The sequence below is a fragment of the Actinosynnema sp. NPDC002837 genome (genome assembly GCF_040295345.1).
In the GTDB taxonomy this organism is placed as follows: Bacteria; Actinomycetota; Actinomycetes; order Mycobacteriales; family Pseudonocardiaceae; genus Actinosynnema.
Genome location: NZ_JBEOVG010000192.1, coordinates 1 through 3,562, shown reverse-complemented (window position 1 = coordinate 3,562; position 3,562 = coordinate 1). Strand labels below are relative to the sequence as shown.

General features: G+C 73.9%; 3 protein-coding genes and 1 pseudogene. 2 read left to right on the top strand and 2 right to left on the bottom strand.

Going from position 1 to position 3,562, the window contains the following annotated elements; translation table 11 throughout:
* Positions 1–194 precede the first annotated feature (194 nt).
* On the top strand, positions 195–641 hold the full coding sequence (locus ABTZ99_RS44750) for a DUF6010 family protein (protein ID WP_498780946.1): 447 nt from the start codon (positions 195–197) through the stop codon (positions 639–641).
* Here ABTZ99_RS44750 and ABTZ99_RS44745 read toward each other — a convergent pair.
* Both ABTZ99_RS44745 and ABTZ99_RS44740 read right to left on the bottom strand, forming a co-directional pair.
* A complete protein-coding gene (locus ABTZ99_RS44745) occupies positions 561–1,097 on the bottom strand; it encodes a hypothetical protein (RefSeq protein WP_499619249.1) in 537 nt (178 codons plus the stop codon). The two genes, ABTZ99_RS44750 and ABTZ99_RS44745, sit on opposite strands and share 81 nt — an antisense overlap.
* Positions 1,097–2,791 (bottom strand): PHP domain-containing protein, encoded by a 1,695-nt coding sequence (locus ABTZ99_RS44740; protein WP_499619247.1) that lies wholly within the window; start codon positions 2,789–2,791, stop codon positions 1,097–1,099. Before ABTZ99_RS44740 ends, ABTZ99_RS44745 begins: the two co-directional genes overlap by 1 nt.
* Here ABTZ99_RS44740 and ABTZ99_RS44735 point away from each other — a divergent pair.
* Positions 2,790–3,562, top strand: a pseudogene (locus ABTZ99_RS44735) (hypothetical protein); the annotation flags it as partial. The gene ABTZ99_RS44740 and the pseudogene ABTZ99_RS44735 overlap by 2 nt on opposite strands.

Sequence of the window (3,562 nt, the reverse complement as noted above, 5' to 3'; positions counted from 1 at the left end):
AGGCGGGCGGGCCCTTGCGGGGGGGTGGGGGGGGGGGGGGGGGGGTGTCTGCCCCCCCCCCCCCCCCGACCACGTGCGACGGGTGTTGGCGAGAACCCGTTGGGACGTGGCACTCCGGCCACTGCCGTGCCGGCCGCGGCGCTCCTAACGTCCGGGGCGGAACGTTTCTCCTGCGACGACAAGGACCGCCAACCATGGTCGTGGTCTCGGCACTGCTCATCGGCGTGCTGTACGTGCTCCTGAACTCCTTCATCCCCGACCGGCACCGCCGACCGTTCAACGCGGTCATGGTCGGCGGCGCCGGCGCGGCGTACCTCAGCGGCGGCGGGTTGGGCGCGTGGGAGTTCGCCATCACCGCCGTCATCACGTTCTGCGCCTACCGCGGCCTGACGTCGTGGACGTTCATCGGCATCGGGTGGCTCGTGCACACGGCCGCGGACGTGGCGCACCACCTGCACGGCAACCCGATCGTGCCGTTCGCCGAGCACTCGTCGCTGGGGTGCGCGATCTGCGACCCGGTGATCGCCCTGTGGGCGTTCGCGGGCGGTCCGGGCATCCGGTCAATGACCCCCGCAGCACTCGTGCGGGCTCTCCGCCTCCGCCGGGCGCAGCACGCCACCGACGGCGGGCTCCACGAGTAGCAGCAGCTCGCCGTCCCGGCACACCGGGCGCACGAAGCCCAGCGTCCGCACCGGGTCGGTCGGCGCGACGGCGACGCCGATGCCGACCACCCGGTCGATCGCCGACCGCGCCACCACCTCGGCCGCGGGGTGCGTGCCGGTGAGCGCGGACTGGCCGGGGAACCGGACGCACCGGCCGTCGGCGCGGTCGCGGCCCGCCCGCGCGGCCCGTGCGGCGGGCGTGTCGGAGTCGTCGAGCACGGCCACCGGCCCGCCCAACGCCTCCGCCAGCCGGTCCACGTCCACCTCGCCGGTCACGTGCGCGGACAGCGTGGTGACGGCGACCGGCCCGGACCGGTCGGTGTGCGTGCACACGAAGTCCGCCGCCACGCCGTCCAACGCCGTCAGCAGCAGCGCGTCCACGTGCGCCGCGCCGTGCTCGCCGGGCAGGGCGGGCACGGCGCCGAGCCACGGCATCAGATGACGTCCACGAACACCGGGTTCGCGTAGAACCACAGGTCCGCCCACGGGTCGGCGTCACCGATCACGTCCATCACCGGGTTGCCGTCCGACGTCAGCCGGTTGCCGTCCGAACCGCGCAGCCGCAGGTAGAACGCGCCCTCCACGCGGCGGAACGTGTGCGTGAACTTCACCGTGCCGCGCGCGGTGCGCGCGACCTCGAACGACTTCACCACCTGCGTGGCGGGCGCGGAGAACGCGTCGCGGTCCGCCGCCGGGCCGGTGATCGGGCCGGCGATCAGGTCCACCTTCGCCAGCCGCGGCACCACGCCCGCGAAGTTCGGCCCGCGCGCCAGGTCGACCTCGATCACCACTTCGACGTCGTGGCCGCGCCGGACGAACGTGCGGCCGCCGATCGTGACGCCCCGGTCGTCGCCCTCGCCGAGCGACCGGACCCGCAGGTTCAGCCCGTCGACGATCCGCCCGTGCACCGCGACGACCTTGCCGCCCTGCATGCCGCGCATCACGTCCACATAGGACTTGGAGTCCGCGCCGACCAGCGTCGAGCTGTAGAAACCGGGCCAGTAGTCGCTCTCGACCTGCGGCACGCCGGTGTCGATCGGCGCGCCGCGGCTGCCGGTCGTGCTGTGGTCGCCGGTGCCCTGCTTGTGCGTGTCCAGGTGCACCCGGTGCGAGTCGGAGGTGGCGGTGACCCACCACGGCCTGCCGTCGGCCAGCAGGGAGTCCCACAGGCCGCCGACCTTGGCGGTCATCCAGTCGAACCCGCCGTAGGTGCGGTAGGGGTTCTCCGTCGCGGTCGGCGCGAAGCCGGGGAAGCTGTCCTGGTTGGGCGAGGCGTCGTAGAGCCCGCGCGCGGCGCCGCGGCCGCCGTTCGCGGTCGGGATGCCCGCCGCCTGGTGGCCGGGCGCGCCCTCCATGCCCACGGCCACGCCGGGTGCCGCGTCGCGCCAGCCGCGGAACTCGTGCGGGCTGTCCACGCCGCGCCGGGCCGGGTGGTTGGCGAACATCAGCGCGATCTCCGTGCGGCCGGAGAGCACCTGCGCCTCCAGGTACCGCAGGGCCGCCAACGCGTACGGTTCGCCGTCGGCCGACGTGGAGCGGGTGATCAGGCCCTTGCCGCCGTTCGCGACCGGCGTGGACAGGACACCGCCGTCGTAGGCGGCCTCGAACGCGCGCAGGATGTCGACGGTGGACCGGCCGGGCGGCAGGAACACGGTGGCGTGCTCGGCGCCCGGGATGTTCCACTCCAGGCCCTGGTAGACCAGCACGTCCCGGTGCGACCTGCGGGCGCGCTCGATGTCCGGCGCGACCTGGTCGATGGAGAACTTCTCGTGCGCGACGCCGCCGTGGTCGGTGATCACGACCCAGTCCAGCCCGTGCTCGCGCGCCTTGGCGACCTGCTGCGCGACCTCGTACTGGGCGTCGTTGGAGTACTTGGTGTGGATGTGGTGGTCGCCCGCGAACCAGCGCCCGCGCCCGCCCCACGGGTTCACCGGCGTGGCCGGGCGGTCACCGTGCGCGTGGGCGGGCAGCGCGCCCAGGGTGGTCGCCACGCCGGCCGCGCCCAGACCGGCCAGGAACCGGCGTCGCGCCACCGAGAGCGGCCGGTCGTCCTGGGCGTCGCGCCAGCTGCCCCCCACTTCCTCGTGGTGGTGCTCGTGGGTGTGGCCGTGGTGGTGGTCGTGCGACATGCGGAACTCCGATCATGACCCGAACGGCGGCAGGCCGAAGTATCGTTTTGCGGCCGTGCGTGGGGTGGTGCGCGGAGTCGAACTCCGGGTGAACACTTCGACGCGCCTCCGCGACCGTCAAGACCGCGTAAAGGACCGGGGTTGCACCGCGCCGGGAAACGGGCGCGCGCACACTGGGTCCGTGGACGGCAAGCGCAAGCGCGGCGAGCTGAGGATCTACCTCGGCGCGGCGCCCGGTGTCGGCAAGACGTTCGCCATGCTCGGCGAGGCGCACCGCCGCCGGGCCAGGGGCACGGACGTCGTGGTCGGCCTGGTCGAGACGCACGGCCGCGAGAACACCGCGGCCCTGCTCGACGGCCTCGAACAACTGCCCCGCCACCACCCCGGCGCCCCGGCACACCGACAACTCGACCACCCCGGCGACCCAGCTCGCTCCGACCTCGACCACCCCGGTAACCCGGCTCGCCGGCCGCTCGACCACCAGGGTGACCCGGCAGGCCCGCGACTCGACCACCCCAGTGACCGTGATCGCCGGCCGCCCGACCACCCCGCCGCCCCGGCACGCTCCCACCTCGACCACGCCGGCGACCCGGCAGGCCCGCAGCTCAACCACCCCGGTGACCGTGCTCGCTCCCACCTCGACCACCCCGGTGGCCTTGCACGCCGGCAGCTCGACCACCGTGGTGACCCACCCCGCGAGGTCGCGTCGGTCGTTCGCGACTCATTTTCCGGCGATCACGCTTTTCGATCGCCGGAAAATCAGGCGCGAAC